At 40.4% G+C, this 22,444-nt stretch carries 20 protein-coding genes and 1 tRNA gene; 16 read left to right on the plus strand and 5 right to left on the minus strand.

Annotated features, from left to right (window positions below):
- On the minus strand, positions 1-2,169 hold the full coding sequence (pbpC, locus tag CVS86_RS00780) for a penicillin-binding protein 1C (RefSeq protein ID WP_107790656.1): 2,169 nt from the start codon (positions 2,167-2,169) through the stop codon (positions 1-3).
- Positions 2,170-2,234: 65 nt separating this feature from the next.
- Between pbpC and CVS86_RS00785 the strand changes: the two genes are divergently transcribed.
- Genes CVS86_RS00785 through CVS86_RS00805 form a run of 5 tightly spaced genes read left to right on the plus strand, consistent with a single transcriptional unit; the run spans position 2,235 to position 9,288 of the window.
- A complete protein-coding gene (locus CVS86_RS00785; RefSeq protein WP_107790657.1) occupies positions 2,235-4,268 on the plus strand; it encodes an ATP-dependent helicase in 2,034 nt (677 codons plus the stop codon).
- 53 nt (positions 4,269-4,321) lie between these two features.
- A complete protein-coding gene (locus CVS86_RS00790) occupies positions 4,322-5,518 on the plus strand; it encodes an efflux RND transporter periplasmic adaptor subunit (protein WP_107790658.1) in 1,197 nt (398 codons plus the stop codon).
- The gene (locus tag CVS86_RS00795; protein ID WP_107790659.1) at positions 5,519-7,447 is read left to right on the plus strand and encodes a MacB family efflux pump subunit; all 1,929 of its coding nucleotides are present in this window, start codon (positions 5,519-5,521) and stop codon (positions 7,445-7,447) included.
- Position 7,448: 1 nt separating this feature from the next.
- Entirely contained in the window at positions 7,449-8,795 is a 1,347-nt protein-coding gene (locus CVS86_RS00800; RefSeq protein WP_107790660.1) for a TolC family protein, read from the plus strand.
- A 4-nt stretch (positions 8,796-8,799) separates the two neighbouring features.
- Positions 8,800-9,288 (plus strand): flagellar protein, encoded by a 489-nt coding sequence (locus tag CVS86_RS00805; RefSeq protein ID WP_107790661.1) that lies wholly within the window; start codon positions 8,800-8,802, stop codon positions 9,286-9,288.
- Between the two features lie 968 nt (positions 9,289-10,256).
- On the opposite strand, the gene CVS86_RS00810 is transcribed toward CVS86_RS00805, so the two are convergent.
- From CVS86_RS00810 to CVS86_RS00825, 4 genes are read right to left on the minus strand one after another with little or no spacing between them, the layout of a single operon-like run.
- Positions 10,257-10,754 carry a SixA phosphatase family protein gene (locus CVS86_RS00810; RefSeq protein WP_021084619.1) on the minus strand — a complete coding sequence of 166 codons (498 nt, stop codon included), beginning with the start codon at positions 10,752-10,754 and terminating at the stop codon, positions 10,257-10,259.
- A complete protein-coding gene (locus CVS86_RS00815; RefSeq protein ID WP_087583241.1) occupies positions 10,751-11,563 on the minus strand; it encodes a ferritin-like domain-containing protein in 813 nt (270 codons plus the stop codon). The genes CVS86_RS00810 and CVS86_RS00815 overlap by 4 nt, the downstream gene beginning before the upstream one ends.
- The gene (locus tag CVS86_RS00820) at positions 11,550-12,125 is read right to left on the minus strand and encodes a rhomboid family intramembrane serine protease (RefSeq protein WP_107790662.1); all 576 of its coding nucleotides are present in this window, start codon (positions 12,123-12,125) and stop codon (positions 11,550-11,552) included. Before CVS86_RS00820 ends, CVS86_RS00815 begins: the two co-directional genes overlap by 14 nt.
- Positions 12,109-12,789, minus strand: coding sequence for an NlpC/P60 family protein (locus CVS86_RS00825; RefSeq protein ID WP_107790663.1), 681 nt, complete (start codon positions 12,787-12,789; stop codon positions 12,109-12,111). Before CVS86_RS00825 ends, CVS86_RS00820 begins: the two co-directional genes overlap by 17 nt.
- A 139-nt stretch (positions 12,790-12,928) precedes the next feature.
- Here CVS86_RS00825 and murA point away from each other — a divergent pair, with 139 nt between their 5' ends.
- From murA to thiS, 11 genes are all read left to right on the plus strand, one after another.
- The gene (murA, locus tag CVS86_RS00830; protein ID WP_107790664.1) at positions 12,929-14,197 is read left to right on the plus strand and encodes a UDP-N-acetylglucosamine 1-carboxyvinyltransferase; all 1,269 of its coding nucleotides are present in this window, start codon (positions 12,929-12,931) and stop codon (positions 14,195-14,197) included.
- 2 nt (positions 14,198-14,199) lie between these two features.
- Complete coding sequence (locus CVS86_RS00835; protein ID WP_107790665.1) at positions 14,200-15,360, plus strand: molybdopterin molybdotransferase MoeA; 1,161 nt, start codon at positions 14,200-14,202, stop codon at positions 15,358-15,360.
- Between the two features lie 50 nt (positions 15,361-15,410).
- A tRNA-Gly gene (locus CVS86_RS00840) sits at positions 15,411-15,485 on the plus strand.
- Between the two features lie 65 nt (positions 15,486-15,550).
- On the plus strand, positions 15,551-16,357 hold the full coding sequence (gene flgA / locus CVS86_RS00845; protein ID WP_107790666.1) for a flagellar basal body P-ring formation chaperone FlgA: 807 nt from the start codon (positions 15,551-15,553) through the stop codon (positions 16,355-16,357).
- Positions 16,354-16,905: a UbiX family flavin prenyltransferase gene (locus CVS86_RS00850; protein WP_107790667.1), complete on the plus strand. Its 552-nt coding sequence runs from the start codon at positions 16,354-16,356 to the stop codon at positions 16,903-16,905. The genes flgA and CVS86_RS00850 overlap by 4 nt, the downstream gene beginning before the upstream one ends.
- Complete coding sequence (gene coaD, locus CVS86_RS00855; protein WP_012001782.1) at positions 16,902-17,372, plus strand: pantetheine-phosphate adenylyltransferase; 471 nt, start codon at positions 16,902-16,904, stop codon at positions 17,370-17,372. Before CVS86_RS00850 ends, coaD begins: the two co-directional genes overlap by 4 nt.
- Position 17,373: 1 nt before the next feature.
- Positions 17,374-17,961 carry a dTMP kinase gene (gene tmk, locus CVS86_RS00860; RefSeq protein ID WP_107790668.1) on the plus strand — a complete coding sequence of 196 codons (588 nt, stop codon included), beginning with the start codon at positions 17,374-17,376 and terminating at the stop codon, positions 17,959-17,961.
- Positions 17,962-17,990: 29 nt separating this feature from the next.
- Positions 17,991-19,217, plus strand: a complete 1,227-nt coding sequence (gene hisS / locus CVS86_RS00865; protein ID WP_107790669.1) for a histidine--tRNA ligase — start codon at positions 17,991-17,993, stop codon at positions 19,215-19,217.
- Positions 19,214-21,049, plus strand: coding sequence for a biosynthetic arginine decarboxylase (gene speA / locus CVS86_RS00870; RefSeq protein ID WP_103569606.1), 1,836 nt, complete (start codon positions 19,214-19,216; stop codon positions 21,047-21,049). Before hisS ends, speA begins: the two co-directional genes overlap by 4 nt.
- 11 nt (positions 21,050-21,060) lie before the next feature.
- Positions 21,061-22,239, plus strand: a complete 1,179-nt coding sequence (locus tag CVS86_RS00875) for a pyridoxal phosphate-dependent aminotransferase (protein ID WP_107790670.1) — start codon at positions 21,061-21,063, stop codon at positions 22,237-22,239.
- The gene (thiS, locus tag CVS86_RS00880) at positions 22,239-22,442 is read left to right on the plus strand and encodes a sulfur carrier protein ThiS (RefSeq protein WP_107790671.1); all 204 of its coding nucleotides are present in this window, start codon (positions 22,239-22,241) and stop codon (positions 22,440-22,442) included. The genes CVS86_RS00875 and thiS overlap by 1 nt, the downstream gene beginning before the upstream one ends.
- The last annotated feature ends 2 nt before the right edge of the window (positions 22,443-22,444 follow it).

Below are 22,444 nucleotides of genomic sequence, written 5' to 3' on the forward strand. Positions count from 1 at the left end.
TTATCTCCTTAGTTTTATTGTTATTTCACTTTGATTTGAGTTTTGATCAAGGCATTTTAAAGTGTGCTCGCCAAGGGTCATATCAAGCCTTTTTTCGCTTGCATTTTCTATCTTAGAAAAGTTCAAATCATCCACTTTCAGGTAAATTTCATCACCTAAAAACGCGTAGCATTTTAGCATAATTTGTGTTACATTTTCATCTGTCACGATCTCTTCGCCGTTATACGGATAGGCAAAAACTGGCTTTTTGTCTTTGAAAACTTCAGCGCAAGGGCTATTTTTGACCTCGTTCTTGTCTAAAAAGCCATTTTTTATCAAAAACTCAAGCTCCTCTCCTCTTAAACTCTCGCACTTATCTTGTAGTTTAACTCCAACTATCCTATCATCAAGCGCCGTTTTTTTGCACGTTTCATAGCTAAAAGCATCAAGGCAGGTTGGCACTTTTTCGATGCCCTCTGGCTCACTCATAAAGCTTAAATTTCTTTTTTGAGCGATGAGCTTAAACATATCAAAAACGATCTTTGAGACGTCATTTAGCCCAGTTAGTTTGTCAGTTTTTTCAGCGTTAAAGTTGCCCACCCAGACGGCTATTGTGTAGTCCTCATCAACTCCTATGGCGTAAAGATCGCGTGAGTTTGCACTTGTGCCTGTTTTAAAGGCGATCTTTGGCGTGTTTTGCGCATATTGCCAAGCATTTTTTAGATATGACCTTGAGGCCTCACTCATCATTTTGGCGGTTAGATATGCGCTTTGAGGCGAGATGAGGGTTATGTTTTTGTCCTCATTTTTGTAGTTTTTGCCCGCAAACTCAAGCGGCCTATAAACCCCGCCATTTGCGTATATCGTATAAAGATGTGCAAGATCAATCAGGCTCATCTCAGCGCTGCCTAAAACTATCGAAGAGCCGTAAAACTCCTTGTTTTCATCAACTAAATTTACCTTTTCAAGTAGCTCGTAAAGTGAGTTGTCTTTTAGCTTTAAGTCTAAATTTATAACTGGGATATTGAGGCTAAAATTTAGAGCGTCCTTTGCGCTTACAAGCCCCAAAAAGTCGTTACTAAAGTTCTTTGGCACATATTCATTGACATAAATTTGCGTATCGATTAGTTGCGAGCTTGGCGTGATAAGCCCGCTATCAAGGGCTAGCGAGTAGATAAAAGGCTTTAGCGTGCTGCCGGTGTTTCGCTTCATATTTAGGGCTGAGTTTTTGCCGTCGCGTGCGCGCTCATCGTGCGAGCCTATGAAGGCAACAACGCTCATTTTTTTATTATCAATGACCACGGCAGCGGCATTGTTTGCGTTTTTAGCCTTTAGCGAAAACATCGCATCTTTTAAAATTTTAAGCATATCTTTTTGTAAATTTAGATCCAAACTCGCCTTTGAAATTTGGTTTTTAAAAGCGACATTTGCGTAGTCGCCTGCATTTACGACAGCCCTTATCCTTACATTTTTAAATGGCTCAGCCTGCGCTCTTTTAAACGCACTTAGATCGATCAACTTTGCCTTGTAAAGCATCTTTATGACCCTGTTTTTTAGCGCATTTATGTTTGAAACTCTATCAAGCCTATTCTTATTTGGATTTTTAGGGATCGTGCTTAAAAGTGCGGCCTGAGCGTAGCTAAGTTCATTTAGCTCCTTGCCAAAGTAAAAAAAGCTTGCCGCCTTTGCACCCTCGATATTGCCACCATACGGGGCTAAATTTAGATATAAATTTAAAATTTCATCCTTGCTAAAGTGAAGCTCGAGCTGAAATGCTCTAAAAATTTCTCTTATCTTATTTTTATAGCTTCTATCACTTGGCTCAAGCATCCTAGCTACTTGCATCGTGATAGTGCTAGCTCCTATACGGTTGTCGCTTCTTAGGTTGTGGAAAAATGCCCTAAAAATGGAGGCAAAATTTACGCCAAAATGGTAGTAAAAGTATCTATCTTCAAAGAGCACGACGCATTGTTTTAGCGAGTTTGGGAAGCTTTGCTCGTGAAATCTCCAAATTCCGTCGCTACTAAGCTTCATATTTATGATCTCGCCATTTTTATCAAGCAAAATTTTGGCTTCGTCTTTTTTAAGCGCGTCTAAATTTAATGGATAAATTTGATCAAGTATCAAAAAAATAGCGACTATTAGAGCCAAAAATAGGGCAAGAAATTTTAGAATTTTAAACTTTTTCATCGGCGTGATTATAGCTGTTAAAGTTTAAGTAGCTATAATTAGGCCTTTTTAAAAAAGAGGAAACAATGCCCTTATCTAGGTTAAACAAAGAACAATACACCGCCGCAACTGCGCCATTTGGACACAATCTCATCATCGCTTCAGCTGGCACTGGCAAGACTAGCACGATTGTCGCTCGCATCGCTCATCTTTTAAATTTAGGCGTAAAGCCAGAGAAAATTTTGCTTCTAACTTTCACCAACAAAGCAGCCAGCGAAATGATAGAGCGCTTAAATAGGTATTTTGACAAGCAAATCACCTCCAAAATCACTGCAGGCACCTTTCACTCGGTCTCATTTTCGCTTTTAAAAAGCCTTGATAAAGGCGTCACGCTAAAGCAGCCAAGCGAACTAAAGACGCTTTTAAAAAGTCTTGTTGAGAGGCGTAAATTTTACCATTTAAGCGACGTCAAGCCTTATGGCGGGGCATATCTATACGACCTTTATTCGCTCTTTCAAAACAGCGAACAAGGCACAACTTTTGGCAAATGGATAAGCCAAAAGAGCGAAGAGCAGGGCGTTTATGCTGAAATTTATGAAGATGTTTTAGAGGAGTTTGAGGCTGAAAAGGCTAAATTTTCTTACGCTGACTTTAACGATCTTCTCATAAAAATGCGCGACGAGCTAAAAAATGGGGCAAATTTAGCTTATGATGAAATTTTGATCGACGAGTATCAAGACACAAACACCCTTCAAGGTAGCCTCATAGACGCATTTAAGACAAAGAGCCTATTTTGCGTGGGCGATTTTGACCAGAGCATCTACGCATTTAACGGCGCAAATATCGAGATCATTGGCTCATTTAAAGATCGTTTTCCAAACGCAAATATCTACGCTTTAAATGTAAATTACCGCTCAAGCTCAAGCATACTTGCCCTTGCAAACAAGGTCATAAATAACAACCCAAGGCTTTATGAAAAGCACCTCACAGTTAGTCGCGAAGGAAATTTCAAGCCTCCAAGGCTGCTTGTCTATAACGAGCTTTTTGATCAGTATCAAAATATCGCTGATATCATCTCGCTCTCGCCATTTAATAGAGAAAATATTGCCATAATTTTTAGAAATAACTCATCAGCGGACGGCATCGAGGTCGCGCTAAAAGAGCGAGGCATCGGCTCAAAGCGAAAGGGCGGGGTGAGCTTTTTTGAGAGCCGCGAGATCAAGGCACTCATCGACATCATGGGAATTTATGTCAATCCAAAAGATATAATGGCATTTATCCACATCTGCGAATACGCAAAAGGTGTTGGTAGCGCAGTCAGCAAAGAAATTTTTGACACTCTTCTTAAGCTTGGGCATGGAAATTTAATAAAAGGGATAGTTGAGCCAGATGAGAGCGTAAATATCTCATCAAACAAAAGGCGAAACTACCAGCTTGGCCTTTTTGACGACCTTGACGAATTTGCCGAGGTTTCGAGGTTTTCTAAGCTTGGCTTTAGTGATAAATTTCTGGGTCACCCCGTGCTAAAACTACAAAAGCTAAGCGAGAGTGGGGCGCAGTTTTTATATGAAATTTACAACTTTTTAAGAGGCATGAGAAATATCTCAAAGCCAGCTACGATGATAAACGAGATAAAAACTAGCAAAATTTACTCACTAATCGTTGAAAACATCAGCACAAAAAGGGCAACTCTAAAAAATGGCAACGTCGATCTGGCGCTCAAAGAAGAGGTCAAAGAGCGCATAATGGCAAAGAGCGTGGTGCTAAGCGAGCTAGCTAAAAAATATCAAGATATCAGTAAATTTTATAACTTCTTAGCCCTTGGAAGCAACGAGATGAGCGAAGGGCAGGGCGTTAGCTTGCTTAGCGTGCATGCGAGCAAGGGGCTTGAATTTGATCAAGTTTTTATCGTCGATCTCGCGCAAAACCGCTTTCCAAATTTAAAGCTAATGAGCATGGGTGGCAGCCTAGAAGAGGAGAGGCGGCTCTTTTACGTAGCAGTAACAAGGGCTAAAGACGAGCTATATCTTAGCTATGCAAAATACGACAAGATAAAGAAGGTCAATTATCAGCCAAGTAGGTTTTTGATAGAGGCTGGCATGGCAAAAGAGGAAGCTTAAAGAGTATTTACTCTTGTGAAGTAGAATTTACCAATTTTTTACAAAGAGATGCGATGAAAAAAACTAAAATTTTAATAATCCTGCTTATTTTAGGCGTCGGTGGATACTTCGTCTATGATAAATTTTTTAATATAAAAGATGAAAAGGTGGAGTTTATCACCAAAAAAGCAAAGAAGGGCTCATTTAGCAAAAAGGTCGATGCGACTGGAGAGATTTTCGCCACCGAGCTAATCGACGTGGGAGCTCAGGTGAGCGGTCAGATAAAAAAGCTATACGTTAAGCTTGGAGATCAGGTCAAAAAAGGCGATATGATCGCAAGTATCGATAGCTCGACCCAGCAAAATAGCATAGACAATAAAGAAGCACAGCTTGCCATCTACAAAGCTCAGCTAGAAAGCGCAAAAGTGGCTCTAAATATCGCTAAAACGCAGTTTGATAGAGAAAACGCACTATTTTCTAAAAACGCCACCTCAAAGCAAGAATTTGAAAGCGCAAAAAACACATATAGTGCAAATAGCGCCAAGATAAAGGAGCTTGAAGCGCAGATCAAGCAGACAAATATCGAGCTAAGCACAGCTAAGATAAATTTAGGCTACACAAAGATCACCGCGCCAAGAGATGGCACTGTTGTAAGCGTGCAGGTTGAGGAGGGTCAAACTGTAAATGCCAACCAAACTACGCCAACTATCGTAAATATCGCTGATCTTAGTCATGTAAAGATGAAGATGCAAATAGCAGAAGGCGACATCACAAAGATCAAAGTCGGCACGCCAGTTGAATACTCGATCCTCTCTGAGCCAACGAAGAAATTTCAAACGACTGTTAGCTCGATCGACCCTGGGCTCACCACACTAAGTGATGGCAGCTACGGCTCAAGTAGTAGCAGTAAATCTTCATACTCAAGTAGCTCAAGCAGCAGCTCAGCGGTTTATTACTACGCGCAAAGTATCGTTGATAACAAAGATGGAATTTTAAGAATAGGCATGACCACACAAAACGAGCTTTTAATAGCAAACGTCGAGGGCGCCATCATCGTACCAAGCATCGGCATCAAAAAAGATGAAAACGGCACTTTTGTCTATCTGCTAAAAGATGGCAAGCCAGTAAAAACAGCGGTCAAAACTGGCATAAAAGACAACCTCGATACGCAGATCATCAGCGGTATAAACGAAGGCGATGAGATCATCACATCTCAAGGCTCATCAAGCGAGATCGCTAAGATGATCGCAAAAGAACATAAGAAGTTTTAAGTGATAAGCCTAAAAAACATCACCAAAAGCTTTAAGCTAGGCGAAAATGAGATAGAGATACTGCATGGCATAAATTTAGAGATAAAAAAGGGTGAGTTTATAGCCATCATCGGTCAGTCTGGCTCTGGCAAATCAACCCTGATGAACATCCTTGGCTGCTTAGACAGCCCAAGTGGGGGCGAGTATTTGCTTGACGGCAAAGATATATCAAAATTTGATAGCGACTCGCTTGCCAAGCTTAGGCGAGATAAATTTGGCTTTATCTTTCAAAGATATAACCTGCTTAGCACGATGAACGCCCTTGAAAACGTAGCGCTACCTAGCATCTACGCAGGGGCAAACAAGAGCGAGCGAGAGAAAAGAGCTAATGAGCTTCTTGGCTCACTTGGTCTTAGCGAAAAAGCGAAAAATTTACCAAATAAACTCTCAGGCGGACAACAGCAAAGGGTCTCCATAGTAAGGGCGCTGATGAATGGCGGCGAGATCATCTTGGCTGATGAGCCAACAGGCGCGCTTGATAGCAAAAGTGGGCTAAGGGTGATGGAAATTTTAGTTGATCTTTACAAAAAAGGCCACACTATCGTCATCGTCACGCACGACCCAAAGATCGCTGAGTATGCGAGTAGGGTGATAGAGATAAAAGATGGCAACATCGTAAGTGACAATGTAAAAGATAGCAAAATTTATGAAGCAAGCAAGCAAACTCAGCCAGAAAAGAGCAAATTTACCTACTATAAAGACCAGCTAATAGAGAGCTTTAAAATGTCGGTAAATGCGATGCTAGCGCACAAACTAAGATCGCTTTTAACGATGCTTGGCATTATCATTGGCATAACCGCGGTCATTAGCGTCGTCGCTCTTGGCAAAGGCTCGCAGGAGCAAATTTTAGCTGGTATCAGAAAGATCGGCACTAACACGATAGACATCATGCCAGGCAAAGGCTTTGGCGATATGCTCTCAGGCAAGGTAAAAACGCTCTCCATAAGCGATGCAAACATGCTTGCCAAGCAGTCCTTTCTAGACTCTGTCACGCCAAATACAAGCACCTCAGGCGTGCTAACCTATGAAAATATCTCACTAAGTGCTAGCCTAAGAGGCGGGGGCACTGGCAGTTTTGACGTAAATGGGCTAAAGCTAGAAGAGGGCAGAATTTACGATGATGACGAGGTTTTAAACTCCGCTTCAGTCGCTCTAATCGATCAAAATACCAAAAATAGCATCTTTAAAAACGAAGATCCTATCGGCAAGATCATACTTTTTAACAAAAAGCCACTTCGCATTATCGGCGTTTTGCAAAAGGATGATTTTAAGATGGGCGATTCAAGTACGCTTAAAATTTACGCTCCATACACGACCGTGCTAAACAAGGTCACAGGAGATAAATTTATAAGCTCGATCACCGCCAAAGTAAATGAGGGCGTCAATGCGCAAATCGCCGAAAAAACACTAACCGAGCTTTTAGAGATCAAGCACGGCAAAAAAGACTTTTTTACAAGAAACTCAGACAGCATCAAGCAAACGATTGAAGAGACCATCTCGACCATGCGCCTGCTCATCTCAAGTATCGCCGTCGTCTCGCTCGTAGTTGGAGGCATAGGCGTCATGAACATCATGCTAGTCTCAGTCACCGAGCGCACCAAAGAGATAGGCATAAAAATGGCGATCGGAGCTAGACAGAGCAACATCTTGCAGCAGTTTTTGATAGAGGCGGTGCTACTTTGCCTAATTGGCGGAGCCATCGGCATCGTCCTATCCTACGTGATCGGCTACATCTTTAACAACTTCTTAAACGGCTTTAGCATGATCTTTTCAAACGGCTCGATCGTGCTTGCACTTGTCACGTCGATGGCTATTGGCATCATATTTGGCTACATGCCTGCTAAAAATGCCTCAAAACTAAACCCAATAGATGCGCTTTCGAGGGAGTAATATGAAATTTCTAAGCCTAGCTTTAGTGCTCGTTTTAAGCGGCTGCGCTGTTAAAAATATAGATGAAAACTACAAGCAAATTTTACTTGAAGATAATGCTAGTGGTGAGCTAAATTTAAACACTTCTTGGTGGAAGCAGTATGAGCAAAGCTATCTTGATGAGCTTGTGGAACTTGCGCTTAAAAACAACACCGACCTTGCAAAAGCTGCGGTAAATGTAAATAAAGCGCTCGCTCAAGCTGGTGTTTTGCAGGCAAATTTGATCCCTAGCTTTAACGCTGGTTTTGAGGCTGTAAGCAGCAAAAATATAAAAGAGGGCGGCGCTTCTAGTAGAAGCTTTGGCTCAAGCATAGGGCTTAGCTACGAGCTTGACCTTTGGCAAAAGCTAGCAAATAGCAAAGACGCAGCGATGTTTGAAGCTAGAGCTACTAAATTTGATCTGGAAGCCGGCAAACTAAGCGTGATAAACTCCGTGGCAGACGTCTATTTTCAAATTTTATATCTAAACGAGAGCATAAAAACTTATGAGCAAATTTTAGAAATTTATAACAAGCTAAATGAGATAGTTGGGCTTAAATTTAAACTTGGCAAAGAGGAGGCGCTAAGCCTAAAACAGATAAACTCGCAGCTCTTAAGCGCTCAAAATAAGATAGAAAGTGCCAAAAAAGAGCTTGTGAGTGCTAAAAAAACGCTTAGGATTTTACTAAATGAGAGACCAGAATTTGAGCTTAAATTTGAAGGCCTCACACTAAGTCCCGTTAAAAGAGTGGGCGTTGATCTAGATGTGCCAACAAGCACCATAGCAAACCGGCCTGATCTAAGAGCGGCCATTTACCGCATGGAAGAGGGCATCTCAAACTACAAAGCGAGCCAAAAAGAGTTTTATCCAAGCATCACGCTAGGAGCTAGCCTCAAAAGCAGCACCGACAAAAAAGAGGAAGCATTTAGCCTTAAATTTCTAAATGGCAACATCGCTCTAAATTTACCATTTTTAAACTATCACAAGCTAAAGTCAAATTTAAAAGTTAGCGAGGCAAATTTCGAGCTTGCAAAGCTAAACTACATAAGCACTCTAAATAGCGCATTAAACGAGATAGACGCCTTTTATAAAGGCTACTTAAACGACGAAGCGCTACTTACAAACTATCAAGAGCAGATAAAAAACTACGAGGAAATTTCAAAAATTTACGAGCTAAAATACTCCTACGGCAAGGTCGAGCTAAAGCAGTTTTTAGAGGCTAAAAATAGCGAACTAGAGGCCAAAATAGGGCTACTAAAAGCAAAATACACACTTTTACAAGATGAGCTAAATATCTACAAAGCCATGGCAGGCAAATTTAATAGGTAAATTTATGAGCTCGGCTTGGGATTACGAGGCAAATGCGTGTAGCAGTGATGGCAAATTTAGCGCCAAATTTGAAGGCTGTGAGGTCGCTATGGGCGCTCCAACCATTGGCGAGCTACGACTTTTTATAAATAGCGAGCATTATATAAATTTAAAAAATGAATTTTCAAACCACGCAAAAACGTCATCAATGGATAAAAATTTAGTTAAAGATGACATCGCCCATCAAATTTTACTTAGCGAAAGAGCAACAGCTTGTTTTTTATTTTCAGAGGACTCTAAATTTCTAGCTTTTTCTGAATGGACGACAGATAAAATGCAGATCGTAAAGGTAGTACGCCTAGCTGATATGAGCATAAAAACCGCCGGAAAGCCAAAAAGAGTAGTGGAATTTCTCTCATTTGATGATGGCGTGCTTGAAATTTTAGACTCACCGATCTTTATGCCTAAAAACTATACACTAGATATCCACACACTTTTTAACGATAAAATTTAATTACGCACTTTAGCTTGAAAAATAGTTTTCATGCGTGTTTTCATAGTAAATTTAACCCCTAGATCTTAAATTTAGCACACAAGATCACTCAACTTTAAAATTTTACGCAAATTTTGGTTTTAGAGTTGCATTACATTAATAGCAAATTTAACTCCTTTCTCAAAATTTTAACGCGCAATTTCAATATTTGGCGCACAAAAAAAGATATCACGCATTTATTCTATTTTATGCTGCTCTTAAAATTTACATGCATAAGATTGTTTTACTAGCTTTTAGAAAGAGAAAAAACTTGGGATTAAATTTATATCCAAAAACGCGCCAGCTTGAGCGAGCGCTTTATTTACGTTTATCGCTGCTATTACAAGGTCGGTGCTCTACGTTTAAAAGCAAGAACCACAACTCCAAAGATAGCTCTCGCTCACTTTTTCAAAATAGGGTAGATCAAATTTTAAGTTACGTATAAGATAAATGCAAATTTCACAATTTTTGAAAAGTGTAAAATTTAACTAATTTTCTTACAGATATTTTTGCGTCAAATTTAATGGATAAATTTAGATCACACAAAAGATAAAATGCAAAACATAGCCAAATCTAGCCATTTAAAATATTCAAAAGAGCAGAATAAAGATTTCAAAATATCAATTTGAAAATTACAGTTTTCAATACAAAATATATAAAATACCTTGCATTTTACCTTTTGTCATATTTTGGCATTGCAATTATGGTTGATTTTAAATTTGCTTTTATGCTTGGTGACTTGAACTTGAAATGGTTAAATTTTAAAAATTGGTGATTTGAAGTTTTTTCAAAACTGGAGTGATAAATTTTAAAAAGTGATAAATTTTAAAATTTGAGTAGAAAATGATTTTTGGTTCAAAAGCAAAACTTGCATTTGAAAAATAAAATAAGCAGATGTTCTTTGTGTCTACCAAATTGCGATGAGTGAATTTGTGGATTTTTTTAATAAATTATCTTTGATGTTTCTTTGGGTGGTCAAAAAATAAAGCTTTTGCACTGCCCTCTTTTAGCTCTTTAAATTCAGACTCAAACTCTATGCAAAAAATGCCTGAAGTTGGGATATTATCGATCGATGAGTCACTTAGATATTCGCAAATTTCAGTTATGCTTGGATTGTGCGTGATGATGAAAATTTCATCTAAATTTTTGTCTAAATTTCTTACGAACTCCAACAGATCCTCAAAGCTTATGTCGTAAAGCTCGTCTTTTATCTCTATGGATTTTTCTTTAAATTTTAAAGTTTTAGCGATGATTTTTGCTGTTTGCTCACATCTTTTAGCACTGCTTGAAAAGATAGCTCCTGGCATCACATCATACATTTTTAGCCTGCTAGCCATAAATTTAGCGTCCTCTTTTCCTTTTGGACTAAGCTCTCTTGAAGCGTCTTTTGCGCCGTCTTTGTTCTCATCAACTGCTTTTGCGTGCCTTATGAAGTAAATTTTGCTCATGATCTCTCCTTTGAGAAATTCTTTATCCAACTAAGCTCTTCCTCGCTAAATCCAGCCTTTAAGCGGTCTTTTTCGTTGATCTCTCTAATGCTTTTAAATGAATTTGGATATAAATTTAAGATGATGTCAAAGTAGCTTTTCTCATCGACGCCCTCTTTTTTGCAGGCAAATTTAAACCATTTATCGCCCTTATAAACGTGAGAGACCTCCTCTTTTAAGATGACTTTTAGGCACTCAATGAGCTCTTCTTGCCCGCCCTCAGCTTCTAGCCTTTTGATGATGTGAGCGTTTGCATCAAGCCCGTTTGCCTCCATATATCTTGGTAGTAGCGCCATGCGGCTAGTAAGCTTGTCTGAAGTCTTTTGAAGTGCGATAAATAGGCCATCATGTACGCTTAGCTCGCCGTATCTACCGCCCTGCTTTGTGAGTAAATTTTCTATCATGCAAAAGTGTCTGATCTCATCATCAGCCACCTCCAGCCAGTCCTCGTAAAACTCCCTTGGCAGCCCTCTAAATCTATAACAAGCATCAAGCGCGATGTCAATGGCACTAAACTCGATGTGAGCGACTGAGTGGATGAAATTTAGGTTTTTATCTTTTGGCTTTACCTTTTTGTTTAGCTCTTTCATGCTAACAACGTCGCAAAATTTAGCGTAGCACGGTGTAGTTAGCTCATTTGGCGCAGAAATTTCATCAAAACAAATATCTAAATTTGATCTAAATTTCTCGTAAAATAGCTCAAATTTTAAAAATTTAAGCCCCACATCGCCTTCGTTTAAAATGTCCCAGATCTCATCAAAAAATCTCATCTACTCTCTTTAAGTAAAATTTAGCATACAAACAGCCGATGCCCCAGCCTATAAAGTGCGCGTACCATGCGACATTTATGCCCATAAGTAGCGGCAAAAAGCTCATGGCAACAACGATGGCAAAGTAGCCAAACCATGCCTTTTTGTCTGAGTAAAGCATCGAGGTCGCCAGCATACCAAAGAGCATACACAAAGCGCCGCTTGCACCGACTAAATTTATAAATTTCTCATTTTCAAATGCAAAATATATATAAATAAAGCTTAAAATTTGCGTCAAAACGCCGCCAACGATATAAAAAATGATAAATTTTTTCGTGCCAAGATATAGCTCGCTCATCGTGCCAACTTGATATAAAAAGATCATATTCATGAGCAAGTGACCTGCGCCTGCGTGCGTAAAGATAGATGTGAGGGGCTCAAATATATAGAGTTTTTCTAAAAAATAGATATTTAAGCCAAGCGCAAGCCATAGCTCACGCGAGTGCAGAAAAGTAACGCCAAAAAATGCAGCTAAATTTAAAAGGATAAGCGCAAATGTAGCTGGGCTACTTAGCTTTGCCATATCCAGCAAATCTATTTGCCGCTAGGCAGCTAGCGTTTGAGCACCTTACAACGTAGCTATTTATCTCTTTATCGCCATTTAGATGCGTGTTCTTTTGTTTTAAATTCATATAGCTGTGGATTATTCTGCCGCCAGAGTTGTGGATAAATTTCACCGTCTCATCTGGAAGTATGGCCGTTACGATGCCAACGTGAGTGACATTTTTCTTGTCTTTATTTTTTTGTATGCCTTTACCAAGGGTGTTTGAAAAGAAGATAAGATCGCCTTTTTTTGGATTTTTATGAGTGATCAAATTTTGACTTTCATAGAAGTTGTAGATGGCTTTTGACTTTCTGCCACCCTTGCTGTAGTAGTTATTGATAGTTTTTTCATCAAAATACATATTTTTATATTTTGCATTTACGATAGAGACGAAGCCTGAGCAGTCGCCCCCTGCTCTAGTATTTAAGTATTTTTTAAAAAATGAACCAAATTCTTTATCAGCTCTGCCGTCATCTTCGTCTAAAAGCTCACTTGAAGTTTGTCTGCTAAAGTCACTATTTGTAGAGGCGGTTTGATTGTAGTCATTTTGTGGGATTTTAGGCTCATTTGAGGTGAAAGAACAACCTGTAAAAAGTGCAACGCATAGTGCAAAAAATACTCTTTTATTTATTAAACTTAACATATTTTTATCCAAAATAATTAATTTTTCGTAATTTTAACTCTTAAATGTAAATAAAGCGAAAATAGCGCCCTGTTTTCTTTACTCTAAGTTTAAAAACAATATAATCGGCAAAAAATATATTTTCTTAAGGCAAAAAATAATGATGCACTATCTAAAAATAGAAGGCAATGCCAAATTAAGCGGCGAAGTAAAGATCAGCGGAGCCAAAAATGCCGCCCTACCTATCATCGCCCTAACTCTACTTGCTAAAAACAAAGTAAATTTAACAAATATCCCAAATGTCGCTGACATAAAGACGCTTTGCCAGTTGCTTGTTAATCTTGGAGCAAAGTGCGAATTTAAAGGTGAAAACTCACTAAGTATCGATACGAGCAGTGTAAATTCAACCACGGCAAACTACGACATCGTTAGAAAGATGCGCGCTTCTATCTTGACGCTTGGTCCGCTTTTAGCGCGCTTTGGACATTGCGAGGTGAGCCTTCCTGGAGGCTGTGCGATCGGACAAAGGCCAATAGATCTGCACCTAAGCGCACTTGAGAAAATGGGTGCAAATATCGAGATAAAGCAAGGCTACGTCGTCGCAACCGCGCCAAATGGGCTAAAAGGCGCAAAGATAGTTTTTGATAAGATCACCGTAACTGGCAGCGAAAACATCATCATGGCAGCAGCGCTAGCGCACGGCACGACAGAGCTTTTTAACGTCGCACTTGAGCCTGAGGTGGTGCAAATTTGTGAAATTTTAGCAAGAAGTGGCGTAAAGATCGAAGGCATAGGCACGAGCGAGCTAAAGATCACTGGCAGTGGTCAAAAGCTACTTGAAATTTGTGATATCGAGGTTATCCCTGATAGGATCGAGGCTGGCACATACCTTTGCGCTGGAGCTATCACAAATAGCAAAATTTCAGTCACAAAGGCAAATGCTGCGCATATGACAGCCATTTTAAATAAATTTGAAGATATGGGCTTTGGCATCGAAATAGACGGCGATAAGATCACGATTTTGCCGACAAATGAGATAAAACCGATCGAGATAAGAACGACTGAGTATCCAGGCTTTCCAACCGATATGCAGGCTCAGTTTATGGCGCTTTGTCTTGCGGCAAATGGCGTTAGCACGATAGATGAGAGGCTTTTTGAAAACCGATTTATGCACGTTAGTGAGCTAGCTAGAATGGGCGCTGATATCCGCCTAAATGGTCACATCGCAAGCGTTTATGCTCCTGCAAATTTAAATGCAGCTGATGTCATGGCGACTGATCTTAGAGCAAGCTCAGCGCTAATACTAGCCGCTCTTATCGCAAATGGCGAGAGTTTGGTGCATAGAATTTACCACCTTGATAGAGGTTATGAGAGGCTGGAGGAGAAATTTAAAAGCCTTGGGGCAAAAATTGTTAGGCTTGAGGAGTAAAAATGCTAGTAAATGACGCACTTGAGGCTTTAAAAGCTAAATTTAAACCAAAAAATGAGAGCGAAATTTTACCCATTAGTGAGACTCTTGGCAAAACCTTAGCAAATGACGTGATAGCGGTCAAAGACCTGCCCTGCTTTGATAACTCAGCGCTTGATGGATTTGCTGTTAAATTTGATGAAAAAGATGAACCTTATAAGATCATCGCAAGTGCCTTTGCAGGCGATAAAGAGCAGCTAGCTATCGGCAAAAACGAATGCGTGAAGATAATGACTGGCGCAAAGATGCCAAAAGGCTCTGACACGGTCATGAGATTTGAAGACTGCGTGGTTGAGGGCGAGTTTGTAAAAGCGCCAGCTAAGCTTAAAAAAGGCGAGGCTTACCGATTTAAAGGCGAAGAGACAAAAGTTGGTGAAATTTTACTAAAAAGTGGCGAAATTTTAAACACAAGAAGCGTGATGATGCTTGCAGCTCAGGGCATAAGCTTTATAGAAGTTAAAAAGCAGCCTAGTGTTGGAATTTACTCAAGCGGAAATGAGATCATCGAGCCTTGGCAAAGAGCTAGCGAGGATGAAATTTACAACGCAAACGCACTTGGAATCACAGCACTTTTAAGCTCAATCGGTCAAAAAAGCTCATATCTTGGCATCATAAAAGATGAGCTAAGTGCTGTAAAACAGGCATTTTTAAACGCTGCAAACTACGACATCGTTATCTGCTCTGGTGGAGCGAGCGCTGGTGAGGCTGACTTTATGAAGATAGCCCTAAGCGAGCTTGGATACGATGAAATTTTCTCGCACCTTGACATAAGACCTGGCAGACCTTGCAAGGCTTATGAAAAAGATGGCAGGCTTGTTTTTATCTTGCCTGGCAACCCTATGGCTGCTTATCTTTGCACGATGATGCTTGTTTTGCCACTTCTAAAAAGCGAGTGTTTTGTGACGCAAAAAGCTATAAATAGCGAAAATTTAAAGGTAAAATCAGGCAGAGCAAATGCGGTTTTTGGCAATGTAGCTGATGGCAAATTTGTAGCAACTGACGGCGGAAAATATGGCTCAGGCATGATAAACCATATATTAAAGAGTGATTTTGTGCTGATAACTAGCCCTGATCAAGGTGAAATTTTACAAAATAGTGAAATTTCACTTATAAAACTTCCATAATCCTTGACAAATGAAAAACAATCTGATAAAATGCGGACTTCATTTTGATTGCGGGAATAGCTCAGGGGTAGAGCACAACCTTGCCAAGGTTGGGGTCGCGAGTTCGAATCTCGTTTCCCGCTCCATCTTTTTTATACTCATTTTTTTATTTTCCACAAAACTTTTTGCAAATGAAGTCAGCATCTATCCGATGTATTGCGTCGTAAATGATCAAATTTCACTTAGCACTTTTGGTTTTGAAGGCGAAGACAATGAAATTTTAAACTTAGAGGGCAAAAGAGCTGCCAAAATAGATAGCAAAAAACTCTATGAAATTCTAACAGCAAATTTTAAAACATATAATGACAAAAGCGGTGGTAGCGTTGCTTTTGTGAAAAACTGCTCTATCATGGATGAAATTCAGATGCAATTTCTAAGAGAGATCAGCAACGAGTACCCAGGCATCAGCGTGAGCGATCTTAGCATCAGTCCGCAAAACAAACTTCCTGCAAATTTCAAAGACTTAGTTTTTAAAAATATATTTCTAAATGATCAAAATAGCCAAAAAGGCGTCTTTAGAGCCTCATTTGAGGACGTTGATCTAAGCTTAAAGAGTCTTTATTTTAAATTTAGTTTTAACGCCAAAATGCCAGTTTTTATCGCTATAAACTCAATGAACACAAACCACATTTTAAGCTTGCTTGACTATCAACCAACGATGATCGAGTTTAGCAAATGGCCGCGTGATGCACTCTTTGGACTTAGCGCCTCAACTCTTGTCACAAAAATGCAGATAAGAAGCGGAGAAATTTTAACAAAACGTCAGTTTAACGCCATTAGTTTAGTCAAAAAAGGTCAAATGCTAAACGCAGTTTTAAGCGAGGGTGGCGTCAAGATAATCGCCGAGGTAAAGGCGCTTGAAGATGGAAATTTAGGCGACATGATAAAGATAAGAACAAGAGAAAATAAAATTTTACAGGCCACAGTTTCAGGCAAAGACGAGGCAGTTATCAGATGAAAAAGGTAGTTTTTGCAGCCACTGGAGCAAGCGGGGCTGGGCTTTTTCTAAAGCTAGTAAATGCCGCCAAAGATAGTTGTGAGGCGCATGTCATAGTTAGTAAAAATGCTATGAAGGTCTTAGAAGCTGAAGAAAATTTGAAGCTAAATTTAGATGATCTTGGCGTAAAAATTTATGATGATCAAGACCTTAGCGCAGGTCCAGCTTCTGGCTCGTTTGGCACGGATGCCATGATCATAGCGCCCTGCTCTACCAACACGCTAGCAAAAGTTGCAAATGGCATAAGCGACACACTCATCACAAGAGCTGCAAGTGTCGCGCTAAAAGAGAGACAAACCCTAATTTTGGGAGTTAGAGAGATGCCATTTTCTACGATCGCACTCTCTCAGATGCAGCTGCTCTCATCTCTTGGAGCTACCATCGCTCCGCCAGTTTTAGGCTACTACGCAGGTATAAAGAGCCTTCTTGATATGGAAAATTTCATCATCGGCAAGTGGCTTGATGCCTTAAAAATCGAAAATAATCTTTACAAAAGGTGGCAAATTTGAAAAAATCTTGCATCTATCCAGGGACCTTTGACCCCATAACAAACGGCCATTTAGACGTCATCATAAGGGCTACAAAAATTTTTGACAAAGTAATCGTCGCAGTCGCAAAAAGTGATAGCAAACAGCCAATGTTCGCACATGAAAAGCGCATAGAGATGGCAAAGGAGGCAGTTTGCGAGCTAAAAAACGTAAGCGTTCTTGGCTTTGATAACTTGCTTGTTGATTTTGCTAAATCGCACGGCATAAACACCGTCATCAGGGGGCTTCGCGCGGTTAGCGACTTTGAGTATGAGCTACAAATCGGCTACGCAAACGCTGCACTTTGGGACGAATTTGAGACGGTTTATCTTATGCCAAGCTTAAATAACGCCTTCATTTCAAGTTCGATCGTCCGCTCAGTCTTGCGCCACGACGGCGACGTGAGCAACCTAGTGCCAGCAAAAATTCTTAAAAATTTAAAGGCGTAAAATGTATGTTTTGTTTGAAGGCATTGACGGCGTTGGCAAGAGCACGCAGATAGAAATTTTAGCTTCTAAATTTAGTGATGCCATCGTCACAAAAGAGCCAGGTGGCACAAAGCTTGGTGAAAATTTACGTGAAATTTTACTAAGCTCAAGCATAAAAATAGGCAAAAGGGCTGAAATTTTACTCTTTTTAGCTGATAGGGCTGAGCATTTTGAAAAGCTGGTCGCTCCAAATTTGGGTAAGCTCATTTTAAGCGACAGAGGCTTTATCTCTGGTATCGCCTACGCTATGGCAAATGATGAAAACTTAGATGAAAACGTGCTTTTAGAACTTAATAAATTTGCACTAAATGATAAATTTGCAGACAAGATCATCTTTTTTGAAGCAAGCCATGAGCTTATAAGCTCGCGCTTAAAAACAAGAGGCACAAGCGATAAGATCGAGGCTCGTGGGTTAGAGTATCTTTTAAAAGTGCAAAGCCTGATGAAGCAAATTCTTATCAAAAATGGCTTTGAAACGCTTTTTATAGACGCATCTAAAAGCATAGAGCTAATTTCAAAAGAGATAGAAAATTTTATAAATTTTAAGTAAAATCACAAAAAAATAAAAAGGATAATGCGATGATAACGGCACTTCGTGGCATGAAAGATATGCTTCCAGCTCGCGCAAAACTTTACGCACAGATAATCAAAACCTGCGAGGAAGTCGCAAAAAACTACGGATATGAGCAAATTTTGACCCCACACCTCGAGGAGACGGCGCTTTTTAAAAGAAGTGTCGGCGAGAGCAGTGATATCGTTGGCAAAGAGATGTATCAGTTTGAAGACAAAGGCGGAAACGACGTTTGCTTGCGTCCTGAGGGTACAGCTGGCGTGGTTAGAGCCTTTATCGAGGCAAAACTTGACAGGGCAAATGTGACAAAACGCTGCTTTTATCACGGCTCGATGTTTCGCTACGAGCGCCCACAAAAAGGCCGCTTGAGAGAGTTTCACCAGTTTGGCTGTGAGTGCTTTGGCGAGGGCAGCGTCTATGAAGATGCGAGCATTATCTTGATGGTGAGTGAAATTTTTAACAGACTAAATATAAAAACAACCCTAAAAATAAACTCGCTTGGCGACGAGAGCTCGATGAAGTCTTACAAAGCAAAGCTTGTCAAATTTCTAGATGAAAACGATGAAAAAATTTGCGAAGACTGCAAAAGGCGCAAGCTTTTAAACCCTATCCGCGTGCTTGACTGCAAGGTCGAGAGTTGCCAAGAAATTTACAAAAACGCCCCAGTGATCACTGATAGTCTAAGCTGCGAGGCGCAGGCTGATTTTGCAAAACTGCAAGAAATTTTAAAGGCAAATGGCGTTAAATTTGAGATAGACACTAAGCTTGTTCGTGGGCTGGACTACTACTGCAAGACGGCGTTTGAGTTTATAAGCAATGAGATCGGCTCACAAAGTGCAGTCGCAGGTGGAGGCAGATATGACAGGCTCGTTGAATATCTTGGCGGTAGAGCAAGTTACGGCGTTGGCTTTGCGATGGGCGTTGAGAGGATAATGGAAATTTTAGGTGAAGCTGGAGATGAGCGAGAGGGAGTTTATCTTTGCGCGCTTGATGCGGCGAATGTTGATTTTATCTATAATCTTGGCTCAAAGCTTCGCAAAAAATATCAGGTTGAAATTTCTTATGAAGCTAAAAAACTTCAAAAACATCTGCAAAATGCCGACAATAAAAATGCAAAAATTTTCCTTTGCGTGGGCGAAAATGAGATGAAAGAGAATAAAATTTGGTATAAAAATTTAGAAACCAAAGACGAAAAAACGATAAATTTAGATGAGTTTGAAAAGGAGCTGGGATGAATGATTTTGGACTTAGCATTTGGGGCAATTCAAATTTTGTGATAGAAGATGGCAAAGTCTGCATAAACGAAGCTAGCAAGCCAGCGATCATCGACATCGTAAAAGAGATAAGAGACGATGGCTACAGAGGGCCGCTACTGCTTCGTTTTCCGCACCTTATCCAAAAGCAGATCGAGCAGATCCACGCAAGCTTTGCAAAGGCAAAGAAAGAGTTTGCCTACAAAGGCAGCTTTAACGCCGTTTTCCCGCTTAAGGTCAATCAATATCCTGGCTTTGTAAAAAACCTAGTTCGCCTTGGCAAGCCCTATAACTACGGCCTCGAGGCTGGTAGCAAGGCTGAGCTACTTTTAACGATGGCTTATAACAACGACAAAGCGCCTATAACGGTAAATGGCTTCAAAGATAAAGAGATGATAAATATCGGCTTTATCGCCGCTGAAATGGGGCATAACATCACGCTAACGATCGAGGGCTTAAACGAACTTGAAGCGATAATCGCCATCGCAAAAGAGCGCTTTAAGCCAAAACCAAAGATCGGACTTAGAGTAAGACTGCACTCGACAGGCTCAGGACTTTGGGCGAAAAGTGGAGGCATACACTCTAAATTTGGCCTAACATCAACCGAGCTAATAGAAGCTGTAAAGATGCTAAAAAAGGCAAATTTACTTGAAAATTTCACAATGATACACTTTCACATCGGCTCTCAAATAAGCGAAATCCATCCGCTCAAAAAAGCACTCATCGAGGCTGGCAACATCTACGCTGAGCTTAGAAAAATGGGCGCCTCAAATTTAAAAGCTATAAATTTAGGTGGTGGCCTTGCTATCGAGTACTCGCAGTTTAAAGAGGAGAGCAGCAGAAACTACACGCTAAACGAATACGCAAACGACGTTGTTTATATGCTTAAAACCATAAGCGAGCAAAAAAAGGAGATCGAGCCAGATATTTTCATAGAGTCAGGTCGCTACATCGCCGCTTCTCACGCACTTTTAGTCGCTCCTGTGCTTGAGCTTTTTTCTCAAGAATACACCGAAGAGAAGCTAAATTTAAAGAAAAACAATCCAAATTTAATAACAGAGCTAGTTGATCTTTACAAGTCAATCAAGCCTTCAAACGCCCTAGAGTACCTGCACGACGCCATCCACCACACAGAGAGCGTGCTAACACTTTTTGATCTAGGATATGTCGATCTGCAAGATAGATCAAACGCAGAGGTGCTTTTAAGGCTCATTAGCAAAAAAGCTGTCGTGATGCTTGGCAACAAGAGCAATTCAAGCGATCTAACTAAAATTCAAAAAGAGGTTCAAGAGAGATACCTGCTAAATTTCTCTATTTTTCAAAGCTTGCCAGACTTTTGGGGACTAAAGCAAAATTTCCCTATCATGCCACTTGACAGGCTTGATGAGCGCCCTACTCTGCCAGCTTCGATCTGGGACATAACTTGCGATAGCGACGGCGAGATCAGCTATGATGACGAGAAAAACCCACTGCTTTTGCACGATGTGGATGTGGAGAAGGAGGATTATTTCTTGGGATTTTTCCTAGTTGGCGCATATCAAGAGGTAATCGGCATGAAACACAATCTCTTTACTCATCCAACAGAAGCTACCGTGGAGATAACAAGCGATGGCTACAAGATCACAAATTTACTAGAGAGCCAGTCGATCCTTGATATCATGGAGGACATGGACTACGATATATACGAGATCCAAGACACTCTAAATGAGCGCTTAGAGAAATCAACTCTGATAAACGAAACACAAAAGAAGCAAATTTTGGGCGAACTTTATCTATTTTTAAATGATAATAGCTACTTAAAGACAATCAACTAAAAAGGACGAAAATGCAACTAGCAAACAGAATGCAAACATTGAGCGAATCAATCACAATCGCGATCAGCACAAAGGCCAAAGAGATGAAGGCTGCTGGCATCGACGTGATCTCGCTTTCAGCTGGTGAGCCTGACTTTATGACTCCAAAAAAGATAAGAGAAACTGTAAAAAACGCACTTGATAACGATAGCAAAAGCGGCAAATACACGCCAGTGCCGGGCCTGCCTGAGGTCATAGACGCCATTAGAGCAAAGCTAAAAAGAGATAACGGACTTGACTACAAAGCAAATCAAATCGTCACAAACATCGGCGCAAAACACTCACTTTTTAATGTATTTCAAGCGCTTATCAACCCAGGCGACGAGGTCATCATCCCATCTCCATACTGGGTGAGCTACCCTGAGATCGTTAAATTTTGTGGTGGCGTGCCTGTCTTTATCGAGGCGGATGAGAGCACAAATTTCAAAGTCACAGCCGAACAACTAAAAAAAGCGATCACGCCAAAAACAAAGGTCTTTTCGCTAAATCACCCGACAAACCCAACTGGAGCTGTCTATACAAAAGATGAGATCGCGGCATTTGGCGAGGTTTTAAAAGGCAGTGACATCATCATCACAAGCGATGAAATTTATGAAAAAGTTATCTACGGCAAGAAATTTCACGCAGTAGCCTCTGTAAGTGAGGATCTTTTTAAAAGAACGGTCACGATAAATGGACTAAGCAAGTGCGGCGCGATGCCTGGCTGGAGATTTGGCTATATCGCAAGCTCGATGGACTGGCTAATTGCTGGCATCAAAAAGCTTCAAAGCCAAAGCACAAGTAACATTAGCTCGATCGTGCAAATAGGCGCTATCCCATCGCTTCTTGGCGAAACTGACGAAGACATCGAAAACATGAGAAAAGAGTATGAGAGAAGACGCGACGTGGCAGTTGAAATGATAAATGCTATCCCTGGGCTAAGCGTAGTTAAGCCTGATGGCGCGTTTTATCTATTTGTAAAATGCAAAGAGGTAGATGACGACTCACTTAGATTTTGCAAAAAGATGCTTGAAGAGGCGAACGTAGCGACCGTGCCAGGTGTGGGCTTTGGAATGGAGGGATATTTTAGAATTTCTTTTGCGACAGACATCGAGAGCATAAAAAAAGCGATCGAGAGGATCGCAAATTTTGTAAAAAGCTACAAAATTTAATGATCAAATTTAGCGTAAATGGCAAAATTTTCGAGCTTGAAAACGATATAAGCGTTTATGATTTTTTAGCACAAAATGGCTATGAGCTTAAATTTATAGCCCTTGAGCGAGACGGGGAAATTTTGCCAAAAAAGCTTTGGCGTGAGCGCTTCATGAGCGAGGGCAAAGCTTATGAGATCGTTACTTTAGTTGGCGGTGGATGAGG

The sequence above is a fragment of the Campylobacter concisus genome (genome assembly GCF_003048605.1).
GTDB lineage: Bacteria > Campylobacterota > Campylobacteria > Campylobacterales > Campylobacteraceae > Campylobacter_A > Campylobacter_A concisus_BM.